The 22,234-nt window shown below is 40.3% G+C and carries 23 protein-coding genes; 11 read left to right on the forward strand and 12 right to left on the reverse strand.

Going from position 1 to position 22,234, the window contains the following annotated elements; all coding sequences use genetic code 11:
• Positions 1-253: 253 nt before the first annotated feature.
• The 4 genes from CKW02_RS04790 (at position 254) to CKW02_RS04810 (ending at position 5,080) form a co-directional block, all read left to right on the forward strand.
• Positions 254-1,999, forward strand: a complete 1,746-nt coding sequence (locus CKW02_RS04790) for a phospho-sugar mutase (RefSeq protein ID WP_003211128.1) — start codon at positions 254-256, stop codon at positions 1,997-1,999.
• Positions 2,000-2,150: 151 nt separating this feature from the next.
• On the forward strand, positions 2,151-3,296 hold the full coding sequence (locus CKW02_RS04795; RefSeq protein WP_003212413.1) for a GAF domain-containing sensor histidine kinase: 1,146 nt from the start codon (positions 2,151-2,153) through the stop codon (positions 3,294-3,296).
• Positions 3,293-3,943 (forward strand): response regulator, encoded by a 651-nt coding sequence (locus CKW02_RS04800; protein ID WP_003212112.1) that lies wholly within the window; start codon positions 3,293-3,295, stop codon positions 3,941-3,943. The genes CKW02_RS04795 and CKW02_RS04800 overlap by 4 nt, the downstream gene beginning before the upstream one ends.
• A 252-nt stretch (positions 3,944-4,195) precedes the next feature.
• Positions 4,196-5,080, forward strand: a complete 885-nt coding sequence (locus CKW02_RS04810; protein ID WP_003211708.1) for a GNAT family N-acetyltransferase — start codon at positions 4,196-4,198, stop codon at positions 5,078-5,080.
• 35 nt (positions 5,081-5,115) lie between these two features.
• On the opposite strand, the gene CKW02_RS04815 is transcribed toward CKW02_RS04810, so the two are convergent.
• On the reverse strand, positions 5,116-5,364 hold the full coding sequence (locus CKW02_RS04815) for a YhdB family protein (RefSeq protein ID WP_003211315.1): 249 nt from the start codon (positions 5,362-5,364) through the stop codon (positions 5,116-5,118).
• A gap of 128 nt (positions 5,365-5,492) precedes the next feature.
• Here CKW02_RS04815 and CKW02_RS04820 point away from each other — a divergent pair, with 128 nt between their 5' ends.
• Entirely contained in the window at positions 5,493-5,876 is a 384-nt protein-coding gene (locus tag CKW02_RS04820) for a YqzG/YhdC family protein (RefSeq protein WP_003211293.1), read from the forward strand.
• Between the two features lie 40 nt (positions 5,877-5,916).
• On the opposite strand, the gene CKW02_RS04825 is transcribed toward CKW02_RS04820, so the two are convergent.
• Positions 5,917-7,392, reverse strand: coding sequence for a catalase (locus CKW02_RS04825; protein WP_003211348.1), 1,476 nt, complete (start codon positions 7,390-7,392; stop codon positions 5,917-5,919).
• Between the two features lie 160 nt (positions 7,393-7,552).
• Complete coding sequence (locus tag CKW02_RS04830; protein WP_003210795.1) at positions 7,553-7,984, reverse strand: Rrf2 family transcriptional regulator; 432 nt, start codon at positions 7,982-7,984, stop codon at positions 7,553-7,555.
• 183 nt (positions 7,985-8,167) lie between these two features.
• On the opposite strand from CKW02_RS04830, the gene CKW02_RS04835 reads away from it, so the two are divergent.
• Together CKW02_RS04835 and CKW02_RS04840 are read left to right on the forward strand one after the other, a co-directional pair.
• A complete protein-coding gene (locus tag CKW02_RS04835) occupies positions 8,168-9,367 on the forward strand; it encodes a globin domain-containing protein (RefSeq protein ID WP_003212404.1) in 1,200 nt (399 codons plus the stop codon).
• A 67-nt stretch (positions 9,368-9,434) separates the two neighbouring features.
• The gene (locus CKW02_RS04840) at positions 9,435-10,859 is read left to right on the forward strand and encodes a SpoVR family protein (RefSeq protein ID WP_372706115.1); all 1,425 of its coding nucleotides are present in this window, start codon (positions 9,435-9,437) and stop codon (positions 10,857-10,859) included.
• Between the two features lie 46 nt (positions 10,860-10,905).
• Here the strand turns inward: CKW02_RS04840 and CKW02_RS04845 are convergent, their stop codons facing one another.
• On the reverse strand, positions 10,906-12,270 hold the full coding sequence (locus CKW02_RS04845; RefSeq protein ID WP_003212169.1) for an alkaline phosphatase: 1,365 nt from the start codon (positions 12,268-12,270) through the stop codon (positions 10,906-10,908).
• Between the two features lie 354 nt (positions 12,271-12,624).
• Here CKW02_RS04845 and CKW02_RS04850 point away from each other — a divergent pair, with 354 nt between their 5' ends.
• Positions 12,625-13,458, forward strand: a complete 834-nt coding sequence (locus tag CKW02_RS04850; protein ID WP_065098947.1) for a C40 family peptidase — start codon at positions 12,625-12,627, stop codon at positions 13,456-13,458.
• 332 nt (positions 13,459-13,790) lie between these two features.
• Here CKW02_RS04850 and CKW02_RS04855 read toward each other — a convergent pair whose 3' ends face one another.
• From CKW02_RS04855 to CKW02_RS04865, 3 genes are read right to left on the reverse strand one after another with little or no spacing between them, the layout of a single operon-like run.
• Complete coding sequence (locus CKW02_RS04855) at positions 13,791-14,081, reverse strand: hypothetical protein (protein WP_003212420.1); 291 nt, start codon at positions 14,079-14,081, stop codon at positions 13,791-13,793.
• On the reverse strand, positions 14,069-15,127 hold the full coding sequence (locus CKW02_RS04860) for an anti-sigma factor (protein WP_003212471.1): 1,059 nt from the start codon (positions 15,125-15,127) through the stop codon (positions 14,069-14,071). The genes CKW02_RS04855 and CKW02_RS04860 overlap by 13 nt, the downstream gene beginning before the upstream one ends.
• Positions 15,120-15,611, reverse strand: a complete 492-nt coding sequence (locus CKW02_RS04865) for a sigma-70 family RNA polymerase sigma factor (RefSeq protein WP_003211938.1) — start codon at positions 15,609-15,611, stop codon at positions 15,120-15,122. The genes CKW02_RS04860 and CKW02_RS04865 overlap by 8 nt, the downstream gene beginning before the upstream one ends.
• A 372-nt stretch (positions 15,612-15,983) precedes the next feature.
• Here CKW02_RS04865 and CKW02_RS04870 point away from each other — a divergent pair, with 372 nt between their 5' ends.
• Positions 15,984-16,586 carry a lysophospholipid acyltransferase family protein gene (locus tag CKW02_RS04870; protein ID WP_003212102.1) on the forward strand — a complete coding sequence of 201 codons (603 nt, stop codon included), beginning with the start codon at positions 15,984-15,986 and terminating at the stop codon, positions 16,584-16,586.
• Between the two features lie 40 nt (positions 16,587-16,626).
• Here the strand turns inward: CKW02_RS04870 and CKW02_RS04875 are convergent, their stop codons facing one another.
• Together CKW02_RS04875 and CKW02_RS04880 are read right to left on the reverse strand one after the other, a co-directional pair.
• A complete protein-coding gene (locus CKW02_RS04875; RefSeq protein ID WP_034620023.1) occupies positions 16,627-17,958 on the reverse strand; it encodes a hemolysin family protein in 1,332 nt (443 codons plus the stop codon).
• A gap of 58 nt (positions 17,959-18,016) precedes the next feature.
• Positions 18,017-18,457: a MerR family transcriptional regulator gene (locus CKW02_RS04880; RefSeq protein ID WP_034620022.1), complete on the reverse strand. Its 441-nt coding sequence runs from the start codon at positions 18,455-18,457 to the stop codon at positions 18,017-18,019.
• Between the two features lie 334 nt (positions 18,458-18,791).
• On the opposite strand from CKW02_RS04880, the gene CKW02_RS04885 reads away from it, so the two are divergent.
• A complete protein-coding gene (locus tag CKW02_RS04885) occupies positions 18,792-20,174 on the forward strand; it encodes a hemolysin family protein (RefSeq protein ID WP_003210868.1) in 1,383 nt (460 codons plus the stop codon).
• A gap of 89 nt (positions 20,175-20,263) precedes the next feature.
• A complete protein-coding gene (locus tag CKW02_RS04890; RefSeq protein ID WP_003211103.1) occupies positions 20,264-20,656 on the forward strand; it encodes a hypothetical protein in 393 nt (130 codons plus the stop codon).
• Here CKW02_RS04890 and crcB (CKW02_RS04895) read toward each other — a convergent pair.
• Genes crcB (CKW02_RS04895) through CKW02_RS04905 form a run of 3 tightly spaced genes read right to left on the reverse strand, consistent with a single transcriptional unit; the run spans position 20,653 to position 22,136 of the window.
• The gene (crcB, locus tag CKW02_RS04895) at positions 20,653-21,018 is read right to left on the reverse strand and encodes a fluoride efflux transporter CrcB (protein WP_003211864.1); all 366 of its coding nucleotides are present in this window, start codon (positions 21,016-21,018) and stop codon (positions 20,653-20,655) included. The two genes, CKW02_RS04890 and crcB (CKW02_RS04895), sit on opposite strands and share 4 nt — an antisense overlap.
• On the reverse strand, positions 21,019-21,414 hold the full coding sequence (gene crcB / locus CKW02_RS04900) for a fluoride efflux transporter CrcB (RefSeq protein ID WP_003210967.1): 396 nt from the start codon (positions 21,412-21,414) through the stop codon (positions 21,019-21,021).
• Between the two features lie 5 nt (positions 21,415-21,419).
• The gene (locus CKW02_RS04905) at positions 21,420-22,136 is read right to left on the reverse strand and encodes a glycerophosphodiester phosphodiesterase (protein ID WP_003212355.1); all 717 of its coding nucleotides are present in this window, start codon (positions 22,134-22,136) and stop codon (positions 21,420-21,422) included.
• Positions 22,137-22,234: the final 98 nt, after the last annotated feature.

Below are 22,234 nucleotides of genomic sequence, written 5' to 3' on the forward strand. Positions count from 1 at the left end.
TTCGCTCCGCTCCGGTGCTCGTCCTTTCTAGACTTCAAGGGTTTTCAGACTACGCTGAAAGGAAGACAAAGAACTAAAATAAAGATCATTTTAGCCCTTTGTCAGCAATAAGTAAAAGCCGATCATGCATCGGCTTTTTTATTTGTTCAGCATTTTCTTCATCTCCCAATGATATAGCATGACATAAAGGATGATTCCATATAAAATAGCAGTAGAGGTTATTTTATTGATGATAAGAGCTGGGAGGACGACCATGAGTTGGAAGACGAATTATGAGCGATGGATCAATGAGAAGCACCTGGATACTGAGCTAAGGGAATGGCTGGAGGCACATCAAGATAATCAACAAGCACTTGAAGACTGTTTCTACAAAAACCTTGAGTTCGGCACTGGAGGAATGCGCGGGGAGATTGGTGCTGGTACGAACCGAATGAATGTGTACACGGTTCGTAAAGCATCTGCAGGTCTTGCTGCGTATATTGCGAAACATGGAGAGGATGCAAAAAGAAGAGGCGTCGCCATTGCATATGATTCACGCCATAAATCGCCTGAATTTGCGATGGAAGCAGCCAAAACACTTGCCTCGCAGGGCATCCAAACATACGTATTTGACGAACTGCGTCCAACACCTGAGCTTTCCTTTGCTGTTCGAGAGCTGAATGCATTTGCTGGGATTGTCGTAACAGCAAGTCATAATCCACCAGAATATAATGGCTATAAAGTATATGGAGAAGACGGCGGACAGCTGCCGCCACTTCAAGCAGATCAAGTCATTCAAGAAGTAGATGCAATAGAAAATGAACTGTCGATTTCGGTTGATTCAGAAGAAACGTTAAAACAACAAGGGCTGATCAACATGATCGGAGCAGAAATCGATCATGCTTATATTGAAAAATTAAAAACCATCAGTGTGCACCCTGAGCTGGCAGATGAGGTCGATGTCAAAGTCGTTTTCACACCACTTCATGGTACGGCCAACCAGCCTGTCCGAAAAGGGCTTCAAGTTTTAGGCTATCAGCACGTAACCGTTGTGCCTGAACAGGAAAGACCAGATCCGCAATTTTCAACAGTGACATCGCCAAACCCAGAGGAGCATGCAGCATTTGAGTATGCCATCAAGCTTGGCGAAAAGCAGAATGCCGATATCCTCATTGCAACAGACCCAGATGCGGATAGGTTAGGTATTGCGGTCAGAGATCATGATGGAGAGTTTACCGTCTTAACAGGCAACCAAACAGGAGCCCTATTGCTCCATTATTTATTGTCTGAAAAACAAAAGCTTGGTCAGCTGCCGCCTCGTCCCGTTGTGATGAAAACGATTGTCACAAGTGAGCTTGGGCGTGCTGTTGCTTCAGCATTTGGTGCCCATACGATTGACACGCTTACTGGTTTTAAATTTATCGGTGAAAAAATCAAGCAATTCGAAGAGAGCGGAGAATACACGTTTCAATTCGGGTACGAAGAAAGCTATGGCTATTTGATCGGTGACTTTGCCCGAGATAAAGATGCGGTGCAAGCAGCGCTGTTAGCTGTCGAAGTCGCTGCTTTCTATAAAAAACAAGGCAAGTCCTTGTACGATGCGCTAGTTGATATTTTCAAGGAGTTTGGATTTTACCGAGAAGGGTTAAAGTCGTTAACCTTAAAAGGAAAAGAAGGAGCAGAGCAAATTTCAGCGATCCTTCATACCTTTAGAACAAATCCGCCAGCTGCTATCGCGGGTCAGCGCATCACTGTCATCGAGGATTACCAATCAAGTCAAAGATATCTGATTGCCGAAAAGAAAGAAGAAACCATTCACCTTCCAGCATCAAACGTGCTGAAATATTTCCTTGAGGATGGTTCGTGGTTCTGCTTAAGACCTTCCGGAACTGAGCCTAAAGTGAAATTTTATATTGCCGTCAAAGGTACATCGTTAACAGATAGCGAAGAAAAGCTGAAGCATTTGTCAGAAGAAGTGATGAAAGTCGTTTATGAAATTGTGGAAGAAACAGCTAAATAAACAAACAAGGCCATTGTGTGAATACACGATGGCTTTTTCTCCATCAAAAGGATGAGAAAAAATCATCCTTTTAGCGAAAGAACCGGCAGAATGCTCATGATATAATGAGCGTAATGAAAAGAGAAGGCAGCAAATGCCGGGGGTAAACAGTATGGGAGAATATCAAGAGAAGGTTGAAACATTAAAAACGCTAAAAGAAATTGCTGAAAAGCTAAATGAAGGCTTGGAAATAAAAGATACGCTTCATGAAGTGCTCCATATGCTGATGGATGTCACAGGCTTTCATTCCGCATGGATTTATTTTATAGAAAAAGACGGCTCGTACGAACTGATGGCAGAGGTCTCCTTACCAGAAGCGCTGGCAAAGCATCAAAAGCAGCTCATGTGCCAAAACGATTGCTATTGCATCAATCGATACACAAAGGGCTCACTCCAATCAGCCACAAACATTATGAATTGTAAACGCATCGAAACGGCGGTTAAAAAGCAGCTTGGGGATACTGAAGGAATTACACATCATGCGACGGTTCCCCTCAAAGCATGTAAGCGTACGTTCGGGTTATTGAATGTGGCGGCAAAAGGAAAAGTCACATTTACGCAAGAAGAATTGAACTTGCTTGAAAGCATTGCGCTTCAAATTGGTACCGCCATTCAACGGATGAAGCTTGTGCAAAACGAACATCAGCATGCTCTTTTGGAAGAAAGAAACCGGCTTGCACAGGACTTACATGATTCCGTTAACCAAATGCTATTTTCAGTCAGCCTGACTGCTAAAGCCGCCCGTCAAATGACAAACGATCAGAATCTAGGGGAAATGATTGATTTTATTCAGCATTTGTCACAAGATGCACTGGTTGAAATGCGGTCACTCATTTGGCAGCTAAGGCCAAGAGGACTTGAAAAAGGATTCACAACAGGGATTCAAGAGTATGCAAAGCTTTTAGGATTACGCTGTACATTATCGTTATCAGGCTGTATGGAGATGGATCATTCCCAGCATGAAACGTTGTTTCGGGTATGCCAAGAAGCGCTGAATAATTGTCAAAAACATGCGGAAGTAGAGGAAGTCAAGGTCCAGCTTGAACAATCAAAAGACACGTTTGAGATGAAAATCATCGACCACGGAAAAGGGTTTCAGTATGACGAGCAAATGAGCCTCCCTTCACTTGGTCTGAAAGGGATGTCTGACCGTATCAAAAGAGCTGGTGGAACATTTTGTATAGAGTCTGAGCTCGGTAAAGGAACCACTATTCAAGTGAAGGTGCCATTTTCTCAAGAAAGGAAGGGGTCGTCATGAGAGTTGTCATTGCAGATGATCATCATATTGTGAGAAAAGGGCTTGTGTTTTTCCTGCAGACACAGCCTGACGTCGAAATCGTTGGTGAGGCTTCTAATGGAGAAGAAGCATTAGAAATTGTCAGACAAACGCGGCCTGATATCGTTCTCATGGATTTATCGATGCCTGTAATGAATGGCATTGAGGCAACGAAACAAATGACGCTGGAAATGCCTGATACCCGCATTGTGATCCTGACAAGCTATGCGGATAAAGATTATGTTATTCCCGCCATTCAAGCAGGGGCAAAAGCCTATCAACTCAAGGATGTAGCGCCAGAAAAACTTCTTACGACAATGATTGACGTACAAAAAGGCACCTATCAATTAGATGGTCATATCACCAATTTTCTTGTGCAGCATTTGACTGAGCCAAAAGAGCAAAAATGGGAGTTAATGAAAGAGCTGACCAATAGAGAGCGAGATGTCTTATTCGAAATTGCAAAGGGGAAAAGCAATAAAGAAATTGCCTCATCCTTGTTTATTTCTGAAAAAACTGTCAAAACGCACGTATCTCATGTATTATCAAAACTAGAGCTGGCAGATCGTACCCAAGCGGCTCTGTATGCAGTGGATTATCAAAAAAGTCAGCCTAAAGAGCTGCTATAACAGAAGGGAATTTAGTCGTTATGCTAAAACTTTTAAGCGCACATTCAGTTCAATGAATTGAATAAAAAGAGCACGGTTGTTGGTTTATTTGACGTGCCCTTTTTGCGTGAAAAGAGAAGCATGTTCAGTCTAATTTCTATGAGTAAAACGAAAAAAGACTTAATGAGTATATGCTCATCAAGTCTTTTTTTATTTTGAAGGGGGTGATAAACCGGCTGACTAAAGGTGAAATGATAAAAGGAGGAAATGAGCATGGAGACATATGAATTAGTGAGTGATTATCGCCATGATGACAAATTGAAAGAAAGTTTTAATCAGTTAGCGATCAAGACATTTGATTTGGATTTTAGTGACTGGTACAAAAGAGGGTATTGGGATGAAAAATATATTCCTTATTCCTTTGTCCATCACGGGAAAGTGATCTCAAACGCTTCCGTCTATCTCATGTCGCTGATCATTGATGGCCAAACGTATCGAGCTGTTCAAATTGGCACGGTGATGACGGATCAAGCCTACCGCCACAAGGGATTAGCGACAAAGTTAATGCAGCATATTATGGATTCGTACGAACATGATTGTGATTTGATCTTTCTTTTTGCCAATGAAACTGTACTGGATTTTTATCCAAGGTTCGGCTTTACTCGTTATGACGAAAGTGAATTTATTTTAAATATCGGCAAAAGCGCTATTCAAATGAAAAAGAACGTGCGTCTCAAGCAGCTGACGTTGGAACATGACCTGCCATTACTTGAACAGTTCGCAGAGAAACGCCAAACAGGCTCAATGAAATTAGATGCTAAGGATCATGGCAGCTTATTGATGTTTTATTTTACATTCGTTTGGCGGGATGCCATTTTCTATATTGAAGCGTTGGATACGATTGTTCTGATGAATGAAGAAAATGAAACCATACATGTATTTGATATCATTTCTCTCGAGCGACAAAATATAGAGGAAGTTGTTGCATATATTGTGAGTGAAACGACGGAAAAAGTGCTGTTCTATTTTACACCTGATACGTCAATTGACGGCTTACACGCGGTGAAGGCACCAAATGACGAGGATGCGCTGTTTGTTTATACAAAACAAGATTGGGTAAAAGACCACTTTATGCTTCCAATCACTGCGCACTGCTAAATGTATGTAAAAAGGCTGATCATCAGCCTTTTTCTTTATGTGTACACCGGTTGTGAATAAACTTCAGAAGCAGCAGCCTCTGAAGCATGGTCAATGTACTGCAGGAGCCCATATAAACATTTTTCAACATCAGCATCGTTCCGGTTAAATTGATACGCGTGTAAGAAATGCTCAATACGTTTCGAGAGCAAGTCATCTTGCGTACGTACCATAAGAATAAGTAAATTATCCCATTGCGAGCGATGCGTATAATAAAGTGCTTTATCATAATCCGCCACATTCATCAAACCTTCTCCTTTCCCTTGAGAAGTCCTCATTAGTTTGCTCGGAACATATCGACATTTTCAGGGGAAAAGTTGGTGTCCGCATCAATCGTGTACCGGGAATTATAGGCTGAATAAATGCTTCATGTATGAAAATGGATCGATCAGCAAAACATAAACAAAATATACATGAAAGTGAGAGCAATGATATCATGCAGCCGAAATGGTGGGTGCCTTTTGCAGCAGGAATGGTTTTGTTTGGCAGTTTCATGATCCATCCTCCAACAAATGCAGCGATGCAGCCTGTTGAAAATTGGGAAAGACTTGCGTACACAGCGTTGCAAGAGGAATATGAAGGCGCCGCTTTAAACGATTATCAATATATCGGGCGTACACAAGTAAATGAAGATCAGACAAAAGATGTCTTTCGCGTCACCGTGAAGGAAGGCTCAACGCTTTTTGCTGCGCATGCAGAAATCTATTTTCACCCGGTGACCGGTCATTTGATTAGTATTAACGTATTCCGGTTATAAAAAAAGCACCTCTTTATTAGAGGTGCCCTTTCCGGATCAATTATTTCATGCTTCCTTGAAGGTATGAGCGGATATCCACGCCAAGTGAATCGGCTAATCGTTGTCCGTAGTCTTCATCTGCACGGTAGAAGTTGCAGATCGCAAGTAATTTTGTTTTGTCATTTACGTCTTTCAGGTCAGCGGTTAGATTTTTGATCAATGCTTGTTTCTCTTCTTCAGAATAGCTTCGATATTTTTCCCCTGCTTGTTTGAAGTCGTTTGGTTTTTCAATTTTTTGTCTCACCATACGATCACCGTGAAGAACTTGTTCACTTTCCTTGTAGTGAGGATTTTCTTTTGGCTGATCATCGTAACGGTTTGGTTCATAGTTAATATGACCGCTTGGACGAGTCGTTGTCATAAAGCCATCCTGCTGATTATTGTGTACAGGTGCATAAGGACAGTTCACCGGAATGCGCATATAGTTGGCACCAAGACGATGACGCTGCGTATCTGGATAAGAGAACAGACGACCTTGAAGCAATTTATCTTCAGATGCTTCAATTCCTGGAACAAGTGCACTTGGTGTGAAAGCAACTTGCTCTGTTTCAGCAAAGAAGTTCTCAGGATTGCGGTTCAGAGTCATGCGTCCTACTTTTTGAAGTGGGTAATCTTCTTCGCTCCATGTCTTTGTTGGATCACATGGATCATAATCAAGATCATCATAATCGCTCAGCGGCATCAGCTGGACATATAAGTCCCATGCTGGGTAGTTGCCATTTTCAATACGGTCATATAAGTCTCTTGTCGCATGCTGGAAATCATTCGCTTGGATTTCTGCTGCTTCTTCCATAGATAAATTGCGAATACCTTCTGAAGGTCTCCAGTGATATTTCACATATTTTGTTTCTCCATATTTGTTGACCCATCTAAATGTATGCACACCAGAACCGCGCATTTCAGCATAGTTCGCAGGGATTCCTTCATCAGAGAAGAGCCATGTGAGCATATGAGTGGATTCAGGTGTTAAGGTCATAAAATCCCAATAACGGTCAGGATCTTGGATATTGGTTACAGGATCTGGCTTGAGAGAGTGAACCATATCAGGGAATTTCAATGCATCACGTATAAAGAAGATCGGCAAGTTGTTACCAACTAGATCATAGTTGCCTTCTTCTGTGTAAAATTTGACAGCAAAGCCACGCGGATCACGCAATGTTTCAGGTGAACCTTTAGGATGAATAACGGTTGAGAAGCGAACAAAAACATCTGTCTGTTTTCCTTCTTCACTTAAGAAAGCCGCTTTTGTATGTTTCTCCATACTATTTTCAACTTCAAACACACCATAAGCGCCGGCGCCTCTCGCATGAACGACACGCTCTGGAATACGTTCACGATCGAAGTGTGCAAGTTTTTCAATCAAATGGTAATCATCAAGAAATGTAGGTCCGCGGTGACCAGCTGTTCTTGAGTTTTGGTTATCGCCAACAGGTACGCCTTGGTTCGTTGTCAAATTTTTATGATTTGAATTTGTCATTCTTTTTCTCCTCCTGTAAACAAAAAAATGGTTTCTAGCAATCTATATACCCTAATTATATTGAATCAAACATGATAGTCAATATCTATTTATAATAATTTTAAATTAATTATTATTACAAGAAGGTAAAGAAAAAGACGAAAGAATAGAATTCTTTCGTCTAAAGGAGGAGCTCTCTAAGAGCATCTTTGTTTTGTGTTAAATCTTTTAATGTGTATTTGTCAAGAACGCGCAAGTAAGCAGTAAGTGCTTCATGAAGTACATGCTTTAATGAACAAATCGGGGAGATGATACAGCTGTTTTTCCTTGGATCAAAGCATTCAACCATGACTAAATCATCCTCTGTATAACGGACAACCTCTCCAATGTTAATGCTTTCTGGGCTTTTCCCAAGCCTAATCCCGCCATTTCTTCCACGGATCGTTTCAACATAGCCGCGTTTTCCAAGATGATAAATCACCTTTGTCAGATGATTTTTAGAAATGCCATAAACATCGGCGATCTGCTGAATATTTGACAGTTCATTGTTCTCTCTTGATGCTAAATAAATGAGTACTCTTAATGAGAAATCTGTATAATTCGTTAGTTTCATTTTGACGACCTCTAAACCCTATAGAGTTTTGTATCATCGTAACACATTTTAGACAAAAACTGTTCGAGAAAGTGTTAAATGTGTCAACATTCAAAACATGTATTATAAATATTGCTTTTATAAGCTGTCATCCGTTACGATAAAGATGTATTTAAAATACATCTTTAGGAAGAAGGAATGACGATGTTATCTAAAGATCAAATGAACGCTATTAAACAATCAGCCCCTCTATTAAAAGCCGAGGGAACCAAACTTGTGACTGTTTTTTATCAAAATATGATTCGTCAGCATCCAGAGCTACTCAATCAATTTAATCAAACAAACCTCATGAACGGAAGTCAGCCAGAGGCGCTTGCTGTGACACTATATCAAGCTGCACTACACATCGATCGATTAGAAGAATTACTTCCTGTGGTCAAACAGATTGCCCATAAGCATGTCAGTGTGATGGTCAAAAAAGAGCAATATCCAATCGTCGGATATCACTTGATTGAAGCGATGAAAGAAGTGTTTGGTTTAACGGAAAAAGATGACACGCTTTTAGCTTGGAAGGCCGCATATGACATCATTGCAAATATTTTTATCACGATTGAAGCAGAAATGATGGAGGTGAATGTAAAGCAACCAGGTGGATGGGCAGATGTGAAGCCGTTTGTGATAAAGAAAAAGGTACAGGAATCTCCAGCGCTGATCTCCTTTTACTTAGTACCAGAAGATGAATCAGAGCTGCCAATGTTTGAAGCAGGTCAATATATGACGGTTCAGGCAGATATGCCAGGTGAGGCTTATATGTGTAGCAGACAATACAGCTTATCAGATCCGCATCATCCATCTTATTACCGCATCACAGTGAAGCGCGATGGTCATGTGTCTACATTTTTGCATGATGAAATGGAAGAAGGAGACGTTCTTCAAGTGAGTATGCCGCAGGGAATGTTCTGCTTGCAAGAAGCCACAAAAGAGCCTGTTTATTTCATTAGTGCTGGTTCTGGAGTCACGCCAATGATCGGTTTATTGAAAACAGCAGCGCAAAACAGCCATCCATTTACAATGATTCATGCAGATCGATTAGAGGATGTCACCGCTTTTGAAAATGAATTTGAAAGCGTTCTAGCATCAGCTCCGCATGGCCGCATCATCTTATGTAATGAACAATTTGCGCAGTCTGGTAAGGGTGAGCTTGTTGAAAAGGCAGCTTCCCGCATTGACCGTCCATTCCTTCAATCAGTGGTTGGAGAAGGGAAAGGCCAATTTTATCTATGCGGTTCCCCGGTGTTTACACAGGAGATGATTCATATACTAAAAGAGCTGGGAATTCCAGAACAGAATATACATTTCGAGTCATTCGGCGGGCAATCCACGAAAGAAATGGAAGTCGTCTAAACGAATGGCGGAACATCATGTTTTTTTAGATGCGCTCATATAGTAGGGATAAGTCCGATGAGGAGGGATGGTTTCCTTGAGCGTATCAGAAAAACGTCTTTTACAAAGAGCCATTGATGAAATTACAGAAATTGCAGAAGGATTTGGTCTAGATTTTTATCCGATGAGGTATGAAATCTGTCCCGCGGAAATTATTTATACGTTCGGTGCATACGGAATGCCAACACGATTCAGCCACTGGAGCTTTGGTAAACAATTTCATAAAATGAAGCTTCATTATGATTTAGGATTAAGCAAAATTTATGAGCTAGTCATCAATTCAAATCCTTGCTACGCCTTTCTACTTGATAACAACACGCTTGTTCAAAATAAATTAATTGTGGCTCATGTACTGGCACACTGTGATTTCTTCAAAAATAATTGCCGTTTTCAAAACACAAAACGAGACATGGTAGAAAGCATGTCAGCAGCGGCAGAGCGGATCAAGGAATATGAGCATCTTCATGGAACAAAAGAAGTTGAATCCTTTTTAGACGCCGTATTGGCTCTTCAGGAGCATATTGATCCGTCTCTTGTTCGTTCAAAACTAAGCTGGAATATCGGCGATGAAGAAGAATATGAAGATGACCAACCAAAGCGTCAGACGCCGTATGATGATTTGTGGGGAATGGATGAGCCGAAAATACGTGAGAAAAAGAAAATCGCCAAGCCATTTCCGCCAAAGCCGGAAAAAGATATTTTACTTTTTATTGAGGCGCACTCCCGGGAGTTAGAGGCGTGGCAGCGCGACGTCCTCACGATGCTGAGGGAGGAAATGCTCTATTTTTGGCCGCAGCTAGAAACAAAGATTATGAATGAAGGCTGGGCATCGTATTGGCATCAGCGGATTATGCGAGAGCTTGATTTAGATTCAAGTGAATCGATCGAGTTTGCCAAATTAAATGCTGGCGTGGTGCAGCCGTCAAAAACAGGCATCAATCCTTACTATTTAGGTTTGAAGATTTTTGAAGATATCGAAGAGCGCTATGACAACCCATGTGAAGAATTAAAAAAAGCAGGGGTGACAGAAGGATCGGGCCGCAGCAAAATGTTTGAAGTAAGGGAGATTGAATCAGATATTTCCTTCATTCGAAATTACTTAACAAAAGACCTTGTGATGAGAGAAGATTTGTACTTGTTTCAAAAACAAGGGAGAGATTATAAAGTCATCGATAAAGAATGGAAGGCTGTTCGTGATCAGCTAGTCAGCATGAGGGTCAATGGCGGCTTTCCTTATTTGACCGTGATGGATGGCGACTATTTAAAAAACAATGAACTCTATATTAAACATTGGTATGAGGGCATTGAACTAGATCTGAAATACTTAGAAAAAGTACTCCCATATTTGTATCAGCTATGGGGAAGAAGTGTGCATATCGAATCCATTCTTGAAGGAAAAGAAGTCATGTTTTCGTATGATGGAAAAGGAGTCCACAGAAAATATCTCGCATAAAAAAACAAAAAAAGATGTCTCTTAGCAGACATCTTTTTTGCCAGTTTTATTGGTTTTTCAGCAGTTTGAAAATGTGTTTTGCTTGATCGGTGTTTTCCATCAGACCTTTTAGCTTTTGGCTTGTTGGGCCATACGCAAAGAATGGCACTTCATCGCCCGTATGACCTGATGTGGTCCAGCCTGTATGTGATCTCACGTTGATCACTTCTTCAATCGCATCATCAATTTTAAGAGCATCCTTTGTTTCAGCGGCCTTTTGAATGGAGGCCATTTCTTCTTTTGTGAAATCAAGATCGATATATTGTTTCAGCGCTGATTCAACAGGCATGCCACTGACGATTTTGTTTGCGATAAAATCAGGGGTCTTTTTCGCTGCTTTTACCGGTTTGTAATCCCAGCTGCCTGAGCCGTCTGCCCCAAAGGAAAGTCCGCCAGTTGAATGATCGGCAGTGGTGATGACTAACGTATTTTTATCCTTTTTTGCAAAACGAATCGCTTCTTCAAATGCTTTTTCAAAATCCTTCATTTCACTCATGGCACTCACAATATCATGATCATGTCCTGCCCAGTCAATTTGGCTGCCTTCCACCATAAGGAAAAATCCATTTTTGTTTTTAGACAGCTGTTTAATGGCTGAAGATGTCATGTCTTGCAGGGAAGGGGTCTTTTTATCACGATCAATCGCTTTATCAAGACCGCCATCAGCAAAAATGCCTAACACCTTTTGGTTTTTGTTTTTTTGTAAGGCATCTTTATTGGTGACATAATCATATCCGGCTTGTTTAAATTCCTTCGTTAAATCACGATCCTTTCGGACAAAATCGACGAGACCTCCGCCAAGCATGACATCGACTGTATGCTGTTTACCGATTTTTTCATCGAAGAAATCATCAGCGATGGCTGCTGTGTTTTTTCTCGATACATCGTGAGCCGCATACGCAGCAGGGGTGGCATTTGTTAATTCAGAGGTCACGACAAGTCCCGTAGATTTTCCCTTCCGTTTTGCTTCTTCTAGAACTGTTTTTAATTTTTTCCCGTTTTTATTGACACCGATCGCATTGTTGTAAGTCTTTTTACCAGTTGCCATAGCTGTACCAGCTGCGGCAGAATCAGTGATATTGCTTTTTGAGTCGTTAGGGTATGTTTTGTGCATGCCAGTGAGGTAAGGGTCAAACGCTGTTCGCTTTGAAAGGTCTCCGTTGTGCTTAAATGAACGGTAAGTTGAAAGATACGGTGTTCCCATGCCATCCCCGATCAGCACGATCACATTTTGCACGTCATTTTTTGGCTTCTTTTTAGCCTCTGCTTTGTCAGCTTGTCCAAATTCAATTCCTGAAAAAATGCCAATCGATAGCACAGATGCTGCCGCCACTGCAGCGATTTTCGTTTTCGAGCTTTTCAACACACTCATTCATTTTGCCTCCTCAATGTTTATGTATCGCTCTTACGTTTACAATGGTAGAGCAGAATTGTGGATTCCCATTTACAGGATCGTAAAGTTCCCTTTAAAATTGTAAAGGCCCACTTTACATAGAATGAGCCAAAAAGAGAAATGAATGTATCATTTATCCATGACAAGATGCGTTTATTTTGTCATGATTGTGTAATGAAAATGAAATATAAAGAACCCTAAAAAAAAATAAATTTTGCCGAATTAATAAGCATAATGTCGTAGGAAGTCAAGACTATTTCTTCTGGTATTTGATCCTTATAATAGTAAGTAGATAAAAATTCGGATCTCGATAGATACATACAGGAGGAACAAATGAAAAAACAATTGATCACAGCTGCAAGTGCAGTTTTACTTGGGACGACATTATTTGCCGGAGCTGCCTCAGCACAATCAGTAAAAGTTCAAAAAGGTGACTCTCTTTCTGTTCTAGCGAAAAAATACAAAACAAGCGTGAGCAAGATTAAATCAGACAATAAGCTGAAATCTAACACGATATTTGTTGGACAAACGTTAAAAGTAAATGGTACTGCCGCAAAAAAAATAACGAAAACATCAAAAACAACAACAAAAGTAAAAGCGGCGTCAGCCACAGCCACTCATAAAGTTGTGAAAGGTGATACATTATCTAAAATCGGCAAAAAGTACGGCATGACTGTAAAAGAGCTGAAATCGTTAAATAAACTCAAAACAAACCTGATCAAAATTGGGCAAAAGCTAAAGGTCAAAAAGACGTCTAAAAAAGTGAAAACAACACCTGTTAAAGAAAAAACAGTTTCTGCTTCTTCTTTAAACACGTCTAAGCTTGTTGCGGATGCTAAAGCGCACAATGGCACACCATATAGATGGGGTGGAACGACACCAAAGGGCTTTGATTGCAGCGGGTTTATGTGGTATATCATTAACAAACAAAAAAAGATTTCAAGACAAACAACTGAAGGTTTTTGGGGATCAATGAAAAGCGTATCAACTCCAAAGGTTGGCGATTTTGTGTTCTTTACAACATATAAATCGGGTCCATCTCACATGGGTGTCTACATTGGGAACAACAAGTTTATTCATGCTGCTTCCGATGGTGTGACGATCAGTGATATGAATTCAAGCTACTGGAAGCCGATTTACCTTGGAGCGAAAACTTTTGTAAACTAATTTATTTTAAGAGACTGCTGATGAAGCAGTCTCAGATTGTTGACAAAGTGCTAAAATGATCTTTATTTTAGCACTTTGTCTTCTTTTCAGCGTGATAGAAAACCTTTGCAGTCCTAGGAAGGACGAGTACTGGCGCGGAGCGAATTTGACATTCGTGAGCACCAGCACGCAGGACTGACAACGAATGCGAGGGTTTGTCTACACGCTGAGACTGCTGATGAAGCAGTCTTTTTTATTTGCGCTGTAGACTTAAGAACATAAATCGATATTCAAAAAAGCCCGTGCGACTTGGCATTAGTCAAGTAACTCGGGCTTTTCATTTTGAGAACGGCTTAAAAGCCTAATTGAAGATCGACATCGATCGATACGATGGCATAGACACAAAGAATGACAAAGATATTCAGAACGACACCAAGGAACCCAGGGCCCGTACGGCCTTTTTTAATGAACAGTTCAATAATGCCAAATGGAACTGCGGCCATTGCAAAAGGAAGCATCTGAAAAGAATAAAATGTCACATTACTGATAATGGCGAGGTTCAGCATGAGCAGAGATAATATCGCTGTACCGACAGAAATCCAGCCAAATACATTATGCTCTTTAAAAATTCTTACCAATTCCATAATTCCACCTCGCTCACTTTTGCCGTTTTAATGCGTTTTGTCTTCACGAATTTCTCGATTTCTTTCGAAGGACCTGTGATCACAGAGCCATAAATCGTGACACCATTTTGATTGATATAGCGTATGCGGTTTGACAGATCCAGTTCAGATCTGCCAGAGATCGTTTTTGCCCAGGTTGGGTGCTGATTGACATAAGTAAGGGCATCTTTAAATTGATCTACCTCTGTTTTTGATGTGTGCTGAAGCTCTTTTAAGAATTCAGAGTCTCTCCCAGGAAAGCCAATTGGCCGCTGATTCTCGCTTAATGAATCCTCTGTTTTAATCGCATTCCAGAGCACTTTCATATCATATTTTTTAGCAAAGGAATAAACGTCCTTTGGTGTATACGCTTTGTCATAGGAGACATACACTTCACTGACTGTTCCTTCAGGAAGCTTGTCTAAAGTAGTGAGTGTTTGTTTTTTTGATGCATCTGCCTGAGTAGAAGGATGGGTAAAGAAATCCTCCGTATCGCGTGCGCTGTCACCATAATATGAGATGGTAGGCTGCTTTAATTTATCGAAAAACATCTCGATTTGCTCACTGCCAATGGCTTCTGTTTTATTGCCAATTTGTTTTTGCAGCTTCAATTCGGTGTTCATTCCAAAAAGCTTGACTTGGCCTTTTAAATCCTTCATATCAATCGCCACGTTTGGTTTCGTCAAAGCGACTGTTACAGCGGCTGTTTCCATGAAGTGATTCCCTTTGCTCTCTGCTCCGCCAACGCCGTAGTATAGATAACTTCCTAATGTACAAAGCGGTAAAATAATAAGTGTAGAGATGACAGCAAGTACAGAAATACGTAAATAAGACTTTCTTTTTCCGTATTGCAAGATGGCTTTTTGCTTTTCAGGACTGATGGAAAAATCGGTCCAATCCGAGTCGTTCAGTTCCTGACTTAAGCGTTTTTCGTTTTCTTCAAGCTCTTCTTCAAACGCTATCATTTCTTCCTCGTTCATCTCACCATTATTATATTGTTCCCATCGCTTGTTAAACTCTTCATTCATCATTAACACCTCTGTTGTAAAGTGCTTTTAGGCGCTGCCTTGCACGAAATAAAACACTTTTAAAATTTGCTTCAGTAATATTCATGACCTTGGATGCTTCCTTGTAATTCAGTTCTTTTAAATAATACAATGTCAACGCTTCCTTGTAGTTATCTGGAAGCTGTTCCAAATACATGTTGAGGACTTCTTTTATTTCAACCTGTTCAGCAGGGCTTTGTACAGACGTTTGTAAAAGGCCGCCAATAAGATCATCCGATATGGTCACTTCTTTTTTATGTTTCCTGACATAATCAATAAAAGCATTTCGTGCCACCTGAAATAACCAAGGTTTCACTTTGCTATGGTCGTAGGAATGAATATGTATATAAGCACGCATAAAGGTTTCCTGCAATAAGTCTTCTGCCAAATGTTTGTCTTTTGTCATGGAGAGCAGAAACCTGTAAACATCGTTCATATACATTTGATAAATTTCATCGATCGTCACTGATTTTTCTCCCCTCTATGTTATACACGCATAAGAAAGGCATAAAGTTGCACGAAACTTCTCAATACCGTACAATACTCATTTCTTTCGCCGAATCAAAATCATTTCTCCTTATCATAGCGAAATTTGCGTCATTTATAAAGCATTTTCAATAGAACAAATCAGGAAAAAACCTTAAAAAACGACAAAATTGGACACAATTCCTCTTCTATTCTCTCCTAAAACCATAGACCTGAATACAGAAAGAACGATGATTTAGAAAGAAAAATGATGTGATGGTTTGGCTGTTTCATGAAAATTTTAGTACCAGGTAATAAAAAATTTGTTATAATAGAAACAAATCCTTCATTCTTCAAACAAAGGAAGTGCACTATGTATAAATTTTCAGGCTATACCATTAAAGTAGTATTTACTCTCCGAGGCGGAATCAAAGTATATCAAAAAGAGAATCTGCCAACGGATCGGGGATTTGTCATTGCATGTACACATGAGGGTTTTGTGGATGTTCTTGCATTAGGCGCAGGAATTCTTCCGTTTGAGATCCACTACATGGCGAAAAAAGAATTGTTTGCAAACAAATGGATCGGTGGATTTTTAAAGAAGATTCATGCCTTTCCAGTTGATCGAGAGAATCCTGGGCCAAGCAGTATTAAAACGCCCATTAAATTATTAAAAGAGGGAAAGATCGTCGGGATTTTTCCAAGCGGAACACGTACAACAGAGGATGTACCTTTAAAAAGAGGTGCGGTTACTATTGCACAGCTCGGTAAAGCGCCAATCGTTCCAGCAGCGTACAAAGGACCGTCCAATGCGAAAAGTCTTTTCAAAAAGGGGAAAATGCGCTTAATTATTGGTGAACCGATTGAGCAGTCAGAATTTGAGCATCTGCCGCCAAAAGAACGATTAGGTGCCATGACGGAAGTATTAAACACGAGAATTAAAGAACTTGAAGCTCAATTAATGGAAAAGGCATAAGAAAAACGACCGCTTGCTTTGGCAAGGGTCGTTTTTTTTCTTAAGAAGCGCCTTCTTCAGCGGCTTCTGCTAATTGTTCATTTAACTTTTTGACCTCGATATATACCACATGGTGTCCATCGACTTCATTAATGATAAATTCATAGCCTTGCTCACGAATGGTGTCATTTTTCTCAACTTCATATTTCTGAGTAAGGAACCAGCCGCCGATCGTATCGACTTCTTCGTTATCAAGCTGCGTACCTAAGAGCAGGTTGACTTGGTCCACTAGAACCTTTCCATCAAAGATGTAATGGTCTTCTCCAAGTTTACGCACTTCGTTGATTTCATCCATATCGAATTCATCACGAATTTCACCGACGATTTCTTCAAGGATGTCTTCTACAGTCACAAGACCAGCTGTACCGCCGTATTCATCTGATAAAATCGCCATGTGTACACGTTCACGCTGCATTTTGAGCAATAAATCATGTACAGGAACGGTTTCAATCACATGAATAATTGGATTGACAAACTTTTCGATCGTATCACTTGTAGAACACTCACCGCTAATGCATGCAGTAAGAACCTCTTTAATGTTCAGAACACCAATCATATTATCTTTATCGCCATCTTCAATTGGATAACGTGTATATTTCTCTACCTTGGTCACCTTCAGCATTTCCTCAATGGTAATATCATGAGGGAAGCTGACAACTTCGGTACGAGGAATCATAATTTCTTTCGCCAGACGGTCATCAAATTCAAAAATTTTATTTACATATTTGAATTCAGACTGGTTAATTTCGCCGCTTTTATAGCTCTCTGATAAAATAATCCGCAATTCTTCTTCAGAGTGCGCCATGTCATGCTCAGAAACTTGCTGAAGACCGAACGCTTTTGTTAACAAACGAGCAGATCCATTTAATACCCAGATAAACGGGAACATCACTTTGTAAAAAATCATGAGCGGTCTAGCAAAGAGAAGAGATACTTGCTCCGCCTTTTGAATGGCGAGTGTTTTTGGTGCAAGTTCTCCAACCACAACGTGTAAAAACGTCATAATACTAAACGCAATAATAAAAGTGACAATAGAACTAGCTGATTGAGGAATGGACAGCTCTACAAATAGTGGAGCAAGCATGTGCGCAATTGTTTCTTCCCCTAACCAACCAATACCAAGGGCGGTAATGGTAATACCGAGCTGACAGGCCGACAGATACTCATCAAGGTGAGTCGTGACATGCTTGACAGCAACTGCTGTTTTATTACCTTCTGCGATTAACTGATCAATTCTTGAGCTTCTTAAGCGAATGATCGCAAACTCTGATGCAACGAAAAATGCGGTTAAAGCTATAAGCAAAGCAACTATAAGTAAATTAACTATGTCCAATTAAGGCCTTCGTTCTGACTTTGAGAACGAAGGTAACACCTCCTGTTTAGTAAAAATTTTAACTTAACAGCAGTAAAAATGATTGGACAGCCGTCATCTTCTCAGGTGTAAGCTGCTCTTTTAATTTTTCACGTTGTTCTGGTTGAAGCTGCTTACAACGTACCAAAATGCGGTCCATATGCTCGTTCATCCGATCGATATCAGATGTTAAATGGACAAGTTCATCAGGATCTTCCTTTTGAGAAGGGAATTGTTCATCTAATCTGGATTTGATGTCAGAAAGAGCCAATCTCTGCTGTTTGCAAAGAACGATTAATTGTAATCGTTTTAAAGCATGTTCATCGTAATAACGATAATTTGAGCAAGATCTAACAGGCGCAAGCAACCCTAGATTTGTATAATAATCTACAGTACGTTTCGTCACCTGTGCAATCTGTGCTAGTTCACCAATACGATACTTTTTCTCAGCCCCATCTGAACATCTCCTCCTAACCGTCACGTTATAGTTTATGAAAATAGTTTAATATAATTCTAGCCTGAAATACAAGTTAATTGTTCATATTTCCTGCCGATATGAAGAGGAGAAAGGGATTTCTCAGTCTAAATTGTCCTGTCAAATTTAACATAGTGATACAGGAATTTTCAGATTATTTATGGTAAGATAAAATGAAGACCGTTTCATATATATGTAGAGAAGCGGATTTATACGTGAACCGGAGGTGGTTAAGTGGGGCCCTCAATATAGTCTTATTTAATCAGTTAACCGTTTTGCAAAACATAACATCATCAATCAGGAGGTGACTCCTTGTTCTTCTAAGAAAGAGCAAGGTTAAATGGACGATATTGTTAATCTGAGTATAGTCGGTGTTTTGATTGCTTTAACAGCTTTCTTTGTTGCATCTGAATTTGCCATAGTAAAGGCAAGAAGCTCAAGAATTGATCAGCTTGTTGCCGAAGGGTCTAAAAAGGCCATCGTGGCGAAAAAGGTGACATCAAGGCTGGATGAATATTTGTCAGCCTGTCAGCTCGGTATTACAGTGACATCCCTTGGTTTAGGGTGGATTGGTAAGCCAGCTGTAAAAGAACTTTTGGTTCGAGGTTTCGGTTTGACAAACATTCCTGATTCAGCAATCAGCCTGATCTCAGCAACACTTGCGTTCTCTATTATTACCTTTTTGCATGTAGTCGTCGGTGAGCTTGCACCAAAAACACTGGCGATTCAAAAGGCGGAAAAAATGACGCTCTGGCTGTCAGGCCCGCTGCATGCATTTTATATCCTAATGTTCCCTTTCATTTATGTGTTAAACGGGTCAGCCCGTGTTCTAACCAAAATGATGGGCATCGATATGGGGTCTGAAAAAGAACAATCCCATTCTGAAGAGGAATTAAAGATTTTATTATCTGAGAGCTTAAAAAATGGGGAAATCAACCCATCAGAATATAATTATATGAACAAAATTTTCGACTTTGATAATCGAATTGCCAGAGAAATCATGGTCCCGCGGAGAGAAATTTGTGCCATTCCAGAAGATATGCCGCTGGATGAAATCCTCTCCATCATGACGCAGGAGAAGTATACACGCTTTCCTGTGTTTTCAGGAGATAAAGACCATGTCATCGGCATGCTGAACAAAAAGCAGCTCTTTGCAGATCTTGTGTATCAAGGAGAAAAAGATCAACTGAAGATTCAAGATTATATATATCCAGTGATTGAAGTCATTGACACGATTCCTATTCAAGAGCTTCTTGTCAAGATGCAGCGCGATCGAATGCATATGGCGATTTTAACCGACGAATATGGCGGAACGTCTGGACTTGTCACAACAGAAGATATTTTAGAAGAGATTGTTGGCGATATTCGAGATGAATTCGATGAAGATGAGCAGCCGGTTATTCAAAAAAGAGCCGATCATCATTATGTTTTAGATGGCAAAGTCAGATTAGATGAAGTTCAAGATTTGATCGAAATGTCATATCATGATGAAGAAATTGATACAATAGGCGGGTTAATCTTAAATGAGAACATTGATATCCGAGAAGGACAATCCATTTATCTTGATGATATTCGGATGAAGGTCTTGGAGATGGATGGACGCTATGTGAAAAAGATCGACCTAAAGAAAGGCGTCACATCATCAGAAAAAGGAAATACACGCACAGGGCTTGATATAAAAGAGCCGCTGTTAGTAAATGAAATGACCTTGAGCGAAAAATAAGCTCAAGGTTTTTTTAGGTATTTAGTCTCTTCTTACGAATGCTCGTTCGGGTTATAATGAGAACAAACGTTCGATAGAGGGGGATGGATATGCTTTGGTATGAAACAGCCAGTATCACGGAGAAAAAAACCTCAATGAAACGAATTGAGTTTCATTTGAAGAATTTCAAAAATTACCAGGCAGCGATTTTAAATATCGAAAGACAGCTTGAAAAAAGAAATCCGCATCATTTGGATCACATGACACGGAAGAAGTTAGAAGAGCAAAAAAATCAGTATGAACTCATCGTTGCTTGTATTGAAACAGCACTAAAAGAGTTGGATGAGATAGAGAAGCAGCTCATCGATTACAAATACTTTCGTGATTGGCGGATGGCCAAGTGTGCGATGGAAATCGGCTACAGTGAGAAAACTCTCTTTTTAATGAAGCGCCAGCTTATGGATCAATTGCTCATTAGCTTAGCTGCGATCACCAATATTTAAAAAAGGTGTTGTCCTATTTGATAGAACGCAGTAAAGAGACAGAAAGACCCGATGATTGTCGTCACTAAGTAGACAGCAAGTTTTCCGATTTGCCGCTGCTGTAGCATGGTCGCAGACTCTACACTAAACGTAGAGAATGTTGTAAAGCCACCGAAAAAACCTGTTCCAATGATCACAAGCAGCGGATGATTAGCAGTCACGGCACCTGTCAGTATACCTAAACCGGCAGCACCTAATAAGTTGATGAGAATAATACTGTACGGGAAACGAGCATGAGACTTAGTTTTATGTATCGATTGGCTAATCAAAAAACGAAGGACGCTGCCAATCCCGCCGGCAATAGCTGTATATAAAACGATCATTTATCTGCCTCCTCTCTGCTGCTTATTTTGATGAAAGAGTCGTTGAGCTAGCATTAGTCCACATAAGGCAGCCGCTACTCCTGCAATGACTGAGAGCAGGATGTAGATCACACTTGAAGTGAATTGCCCGGTCTGTAATAAAAGAATCGTTTCTTTAGAAAAAGTGGACATTGTCGTAAAACCTCCGCAAAATCCTGTTCCGATCAAAGCGGCAAGATATTTTTTTCTCTTTTGGAACATAAAATATCCTGTTGAAAGACCAAGAAGCAGACTGCCTGTCACGTTTTCGATTAGCGTTGCATAGGGGAATGTTTGGCTGACGATCAATTGGCTTAGTTCATATCTGCAAAGTGTCCCAATCAGTCCACCAATAAATACGGCAAGATACGCTTTCATTTACATCATTTCTCCTTTAGAAAAAATAGCGGATGATCCGTCACCACACCATCAACGGGATATTTTTTAATCCGATCGGCTGTTTTTTGATCTTTCACAGTCCATATAAACACATCCATCCCGAATGTGTGGATGCGGTCTATCCACCATCTATTGATCATCGTTTTTTTCATATTAAGACAATTTGCAAACGAGCTGTATGCCGTTAACTTTCTTTTCGTCAGTTTAAATGCATTAGGCTTTATAATCAAAGCTGTTCGAAGAGAAGGGGCGAAAGCTTTGATTCTTTGCAGTGCATGATCGTCAAAAGATTGAATCATGATATGACGAGAATAGGCAAACCGATTGATGATGCGGGCAACTGCCTTTTCAATTCCTATCTGCCGTTTTGGGTGTTTGATCTCGATCAATATCCCGATCCGCTGGCTGTATCTTTCAAAAATTTCGTGTAATGTTGGAATTCGTTCATTTGTGTACTGTTGGTCAAACCAGCTTCCTGCGTCCAGTTTTTTCAACTGATCGAGTGTATAGCTTTTGACTAAGCCGTTCCCGTTCGTCGTTCGGTCAACTGTATCATCATGGATCACGACGACGTGCTGGTCCAATGTGAGCTGTACATCTAATTCAATATAATCTGCACCCTGCTGAACAGCTAAATCAAATGCAGCAATTGTATTTTCTGGGGCAGCGCTTGATGACCCTCTATGCGCAATAATATACACATGCTCCAGCTCCCTGACTTAAGTTCTGGTCTTATCATATCAAATGCTTTACCGTTTTTCCTTCTTTACTATATGGACGAAAGAAGAGCTGTATGTAA

The organism is Bacillus pumilus (genome assembly GCF_900186955.1).
GTDB lineage: Bacteria > Bacillota > Bacilli > Bacillales > Bacillaceae > Bacillus > Bacillus pumilus.

Excerpts from the sequence above, each read along its gene's own strand:
- CKW02_RS04790 (WP_003211128.1), top strand. The coding sequence starts at position 254 with ATGAGTTGGAAGACGAATTATGAGCGATGGATCAATGAGAAGCACCTG.
- CKW02_RS04795 (WP_003212413.1), top strand. The coding sequence starts at position 2,151 with ATGGGAGAATATCAAGAGAAGGTTGAAACATTAAAAACGCTAAAAGAA.
- CKW02_RS04800 (WP_003212112.1), top strand. The coding sequence starts at position 3,293 with ATGAGAGTTGTCATTGCAGATGATCATCATATTGTGAGAAAAGGGCTT.
- CKW02_RS04810 (WP_003211708.1), top strand. The coding sequence starts at position 4,196 with ATGGAGACATATGAATTAGTGAGTGATTATCGCCATGATGACAAATTG.
- CKW02_RS04815 (WP_003211315.1), bottom strand. The coding sequence starts at position 5,364 with ATGAATGTGGCGGATTATGATAAAGCACTTTATTATACGCATCGCTCG.
- CKW02_RS04820 (WP_003211293.1), top strand. The coding sequence starts at position 5,493 with ATGAAAATGGATCGATCAGCAAAACATAAACAAAATATACATGAAAGT.
- CKW02_RS04825 (WP_003211348.1), bottom strand. The coding sequence starts at position 7,392 with ATGACAAATTCAAATCATAAAAATTTGACAACGAACCAAGGCGTACCT.
- CKW02_RS04830 (WP_003210795.1), bottom strand. The coding sequence starts at position 7,984 with ATGAAACTAACGAATTATACAGATTTCTCATTAAGAGTACTCATTTAT.
- CKW02_RS04835 (WP_003212404.1), top strand. The coding sequence starts at position 8,168 with ATGTTATCTAAAGATCAAATGAACGCTATTAAACAATCAGCCCCTCTA.
- CKW02_RS04840 (WP_372706115.1), top strand. The coding sequence starts at position 9,435 with ATGGTTTCCTTGAGCGTATCAGAAAAACGTCTTTTACAAAGAGCCATT.
- CKW02_RS04845 (WP_003212169.1), bottom strand. The coding sequence starts at position 12,270 with ATGAGTGTGTTGAAAAGCTCGAAAACGAAAATCGCTGCAGTGGCGGCA.
- CKW02_RS04850 (WP_065098947.1), top strand. The coding sequence starts at position 12,625 with ATGAAAAAACAATTGATCACAGCTGCAAGTGCAGTTTTACTTGGGACG.
- CKW02_RS04855 (WP_003212420.1), bottom strand. The coding sequence starts at position 14,081 with ATGGAATTGGTAAGAATTTTTAAAGAGCATAATGTATTTGGCTGGATT.
- CKW02_RS04860 (WP_003212471.1), bottom strand. The coding sequence starts at position 15,127 with ATGAATGAAGAGTTTAACAAGCGATGGGAACAATATAATAATGGTGAG.
- CKW02_RS04870 (WP_003212102.1), top strand. The coding sequence starts at position 15,984 with ATGTATAAATTTTCAGGCTATACCATTAAAGTAGTATTTACTCTCCGA.
- CKW02_RS04885 (WP_003210868.1), top strand. The coding sequence starts at position 18,792 with ATGGACGATATTGTTAATCTGAGTATAGTCGGTGTTTTGATTGCTTTA.
- CKW02_RS04890 (WP_003211103.1), top strand. The coding sequence starts at position 20,264 with ATGCTTTGGTATGAAACAGCCAGTATCACGGAGAAAAAAACCTCAATG.
- crcB (WP_003211864.1), bottom strand. The coding sequence starts at position 21,018 with ATGATCGTTTTATATACAGCTATTGCCGGCGGGATTGGCAGCGTCCTT.
- crcB (WP_003210967.1), bottom strand. The coding sequence starts at position 21,414 with ATGAAAGCGTATCTTGCCGTATTTATTGGTGGACTGATTGGGACACTT.